Origin of the sequence: Rothia sp. 27098_8_29 (genome assembly GCF_041432785.1) — a bacterium.
Classification (GTDB): Bacteria; Actinomycetota; Actinomycetes; order Actinomycetales; family Micrococcaceae; genus Rothia; species Rothia mucilaginosa.
Window position 1 is genome coordinate 1 of the sequence record NZ_JAPWAI010000020.1, and the last position, 3526, is coordinate 3526.

General features: G+C 59.6%; 4 protein-coding genes. All 4 read right to left on the bottom strand.

Annotated features, from left to right (window positions below):
• A partial coding sequence (locus O3649_RS08975; RefSeq protein WP_371573879.1) for an ATP-binding cassette domain-containing protein occupies positions 1 to 769 on the bottom strand: 769 nt, incomplete at its 3' end.
• A 467-nt stretch (positions 770 to 1236) separates the two neighbouring features.
• On the bottom strand, positions 1237 to 2049 hold the full coding sequence (locus tag O3649_RS08980; protein ID WP_049341969.1) for an NUDIX domain-containing protein: 813 nt from the start codon (positions 2047 to 2049) through the stop codon (positions 1237 to 1239).
• A 245-nt stretch (positions 2050 to 2294) separates the two neighbouring features.
• Entirely contained in the window at positions 2295 to 2615 is a 321-nt protein-coding gene (locus O3649_RS08985; protein WP_049350269.1) for a putative quinol monooxygenase, read from the bottom strand.
• Positions 2616 to 2752: 137 nt separating this feature from the next.
• On the bottom strand, positions 2753 to 3331 hold the full coding sequence (locus O3649_RS08990) for a TetR/AcrR family transcriptional regulator (RefSeq protein WP_049350270.1): 579 nt from the start codon (positions 3329 to 3331) through the stop codon (positions 2753 to 2755).
• Positions 3332 to 3526: the final 195 nt, after the last annotated feature.

The window sequence follows — 3526 nt, forward strand, 5'->3', positions numbered from 1 at the left end:
TCACGCGGCGCTGAGCCGCCTGCTGCTCGGTGTCCAGCGCCTGCCGGTAGGTGCTGTAGTTACCCTCGAAGAGGCGCAGATGCGCCAGCCCCTGGCGGTCGGCGTGAAGCTCCGCAATCACGTTCACGCGCTCCAGCAGGTCGCGGTCGTGGCTAATAATGAGCGCCGGGCAGGGCAGCGCCTCCAGTGTCGTGAAGAGCTGGGCTTTCGCCGCGGAGTCTAGGTTATTCGTCGGCTCGTCGAGCAGAATGAACTCTGGATCTGAATACAGAAGCGCGGTGAGTGCGGCTGTGACCGTCTGACCACCTGAAAAGGTGCTAAGGGGACGCATCAGAAGGTTGCGACGGGCCTGTGTATCGGTCGTAGTGAGGGCAGGACCAAAACCATGTTCGGCAAGGGCTACGAGGGTGCGTTCTTCAATATCCCAGGCGTCGCCTATGGTGTCGTAAAGGCTGGGGGAATATTCGCCCGATTCCAGCGCATCAAGCGCCTGCAGTATTTTTGTAATTCCAAAAATATCGGCAAGATGCTGATGCCCACTCAACCCTAAATCTTGTGGTAGGTACGCTATGTGCGGTGGGGTGCTGATTATGCCTTGACTAGGGTTTATGTCGCCAAGAATAAGTCTGAAGAGGGTAGTTTTTCCGGCGCCGTTATCGCCGATAAGCCCGGTGAGTGGCGCAGAAAATACCGCGGAAAGGTCTGTGAAAAGTGGGGGCTCACCCGGATGTGCATACGAAATATGGTCGAGTGTAATGTGGTGTGGCATGGGCCGAGTTCCTTCGAATGGGTGCTCGGATTCCCGCCATCGTAGTGCATGTTAGGCATGAGAATATGAAAAAACCCGAGCGCGGTCTGTAGGTACACGTAAGCCCGGGTAGTGGGGTGGACGCATAAAAGCGCATTGACCTGGTGTCGTTGGATCCGGGCTTATGCTCGGTGGGTCATTTCTTTGATGCCTCCTAGATTCCGAATACCGCCCCGGTCGCGCCTTGGGTGGCTTCGGTCAAACATTGCATTCAGCCTCTTAGGTTACCCTCACGGCGGGGCAGTATGGATAGAGAGCTGATGGCTCCAGCATAGGGAGCGTGCGGGTGCTGAGTCAAACACCCTCCCGAAAAACCGCCTGACAAGTGCCGATACCCCCTAGAGAACGCAAAAAGAGGGGCGACACCGCACGGTGCCGCCCCTCCTTTTAGGCATTAAATCTGCGCGCGTACAACGCGCGAAAGGCTATTACGCCTCGTGGCGCTCGCGGTACATGCCCAGCGGGCCCGCATCCGCGTACGCCTGAGCGTCGTTGTAACGGTACAGGCGCGGCGGGCGGTGACGGGTGCCCTCCACGCGGCGGCCGGTGTCAATAATCGACTTCGATGCCGCAATCTGGCGGCGGAAGTTCGCCGGATCCAGGGTGCGACCCAGAATCGCCTCGTACACCTCACGCAGCTGCGCCAGGGTGAACTCCTCGCCCAAGAAAGAGTGCGCAATACGCGAGTACTCGACCTTGTTCTGCAGGCGGTAGAGCGCGTACTCAATGATTTCGTTGTGGTCGAAGGCGAGCTCGGGCAGCTCATCCACCGGGAACCAGCGGATGTTCTCGTGCACGCGAGTGTTCGCGACCTCGGTGGCGGGAATCGACGCCCAGTACACCACGGAAACCACGCGCTCGTGATCAGTGCCGGGTGCCGGGTCGGGCTCGCCCACAACGCGGGCGGCGCGCGCCTCGGGGGTGCGCAGAACGTCACCGAATGCGTAGAGCTGCTCCAGGTAGCCGGGCTGCAGGTTAGTTGCGCGCTTCAGGGTCGAAGCGGCTGCCTCTTCGAGGGAAAGATTCGGGTTGAGCGGACCGCCAGGAAGCGCCCACTGGCCCTTATAAGGCTCGCGGAGGCGGCGAACCAGCGGCAGCCACAGGGTAGGGTGGGTTTCGTTTTCCTTGGGGCGCAGTGCCAGAATAACGGTCGAGACGGCGAGGGATACAGAGGTGTGGTCCACGTCGTTGTGCTCTTCAACGGCGACTGCGCCGGGAAGAGGCTGGGATGCGATGCTCATTCAGACCTCCTGTGCGAATGGGTATCGATAGGTGTGCATACTCTACCCATTTTAAGGGGTTAATAGGGTAAAAATGCACGCAAGGCACCCGCTGAGTCGAAAACCGGTACCATCCGCGTCGTGTCAAGGGGAAAAGTTCAGGTACCGGACACACCAAAGCGCCCCTCCTGCCTGTCCAATAGAACAGGCAGAAGGGGCGCCCAGAGTCTAACTATGCAGTTTTAGATGCAGAGTAGGGGTGCAGACTAGTCGATCTGCAGCTCGCCCATAGCGTCCCAGTCCTCGCCGTCAATCAGGCGAGAAATAATCTTCGGGGTTGCGGTCAGCATCGGACGCATGTCCTTCATAGCCTGCTGGAAGTGGTCAGAGTTCACGTGCGGGCCAGCTGCGTCGTCGTTGAAAGCCTCGAGCAGAACGAACTCGTTCGGGTCCTCAACGCTGCGGGACCACTCGAAGAACTTGTTGCCCTCCTCGGCGCGGGTTGCCTCGGTGAAAGCGCGGGTCTTCTCAATCCACTGGTCGGCGTATTCGGGCTTGACGGGGAACTTTACAGCAATGAAAATCATCGGAACTCCTTAGGTTGAAGAGTAGATACGTGCCCTTCCAGTTTAAGCCCCGGGTGCTCGGTGGCGCTGAAGAATAGGGTGTGAGGCAGCGGTTTTAGCTTGTGGCTTTAACCGCTGTATAGAGTGGCTTTTGTGGTTTAACGAGCCGCCGCCTTGAGAACCTGCAGGGCGCGTTCGAGTGCCGCACGGTCTGCCGCGATGGCTGCGGCCCTCTGCGGGCTGGCGGAGTCGCCTCCGAGTGCCGCGTTGTAGTACATTCCGTCACCCAGAAGCAGCACGGCGCGGGCGATGCGTTCGTCACCGAGCTCGGCAAGAATGAGCGAGTGCCAGCCCTCCTGCACGCGGGCTAGGGTTTGCTGGGCGAGCTCGTTGTTATTCTGTGCCAGGCGGCTGAGGGCAATGAGGGCCCGGTCGAAGGGGGTGTCACTCGGAATGGAGGAGTTGATGTAGTAGGCGCTTGCCCCTTCGGGTGCCTGCGCCATGGTCTCAAAGTCTTCTTCCGCCAGGGTGACGGTGCGTTCGGCGAGTGCCTCGAGGAGCGCCTTCTTGGAGGAGAAATGGTAGAGCAGCCCGCCCTTGGACACCTTGGCGGCGGTGGCGACGGCGTCGAGGGTTGCGGCGCGTTCTCCGGTGTGAATCAGCAGGTCGACGTAGGTGTCGAGGATGTGCTCGCTAGAGTTATTGGCTCGTTGTTTGCGGTGGTTGGGAGTGCTCATGGGTACCAGTCTAACCGCTTGAAACTATACCGTCCAGTTGGTATAGTTAATCTTCGCCTGTTGGGCCGCGCCGGGAGCACACCGTCCCGGACCACCCCAAAAAAGACAGGCCGAGCTGATGCCGCGCCCGCGTCCGCCACATCAGCCGAAACCCAAAAGACGCACGAAACACTTCATGACGAATCACAACCCGCA

Coding starts and splice junctions, on each gene's coding strand:
- O3649_RS08980 (WP_049341969.1), bottom strand. CDS start 2,049: ATGAGCATCGCATCCCAGCCTCTTCCCGGCGCAGTCGCCGTTGAAGAG.
- O3649_RS08985 (WP_049350269.1), bottom strand. CDS start 2,615: ATGATTTTCATTGCTGTAAAGTTCCCCGTCAAGCCCGAATACGCCGAC.
- O3649_RS08990 (WP_049350270.1), bottom strand. CDS start 3,331: ATGAGCACTCCCAACCACCGCAAACAACGAGCCAATAACTCTAGCGAG.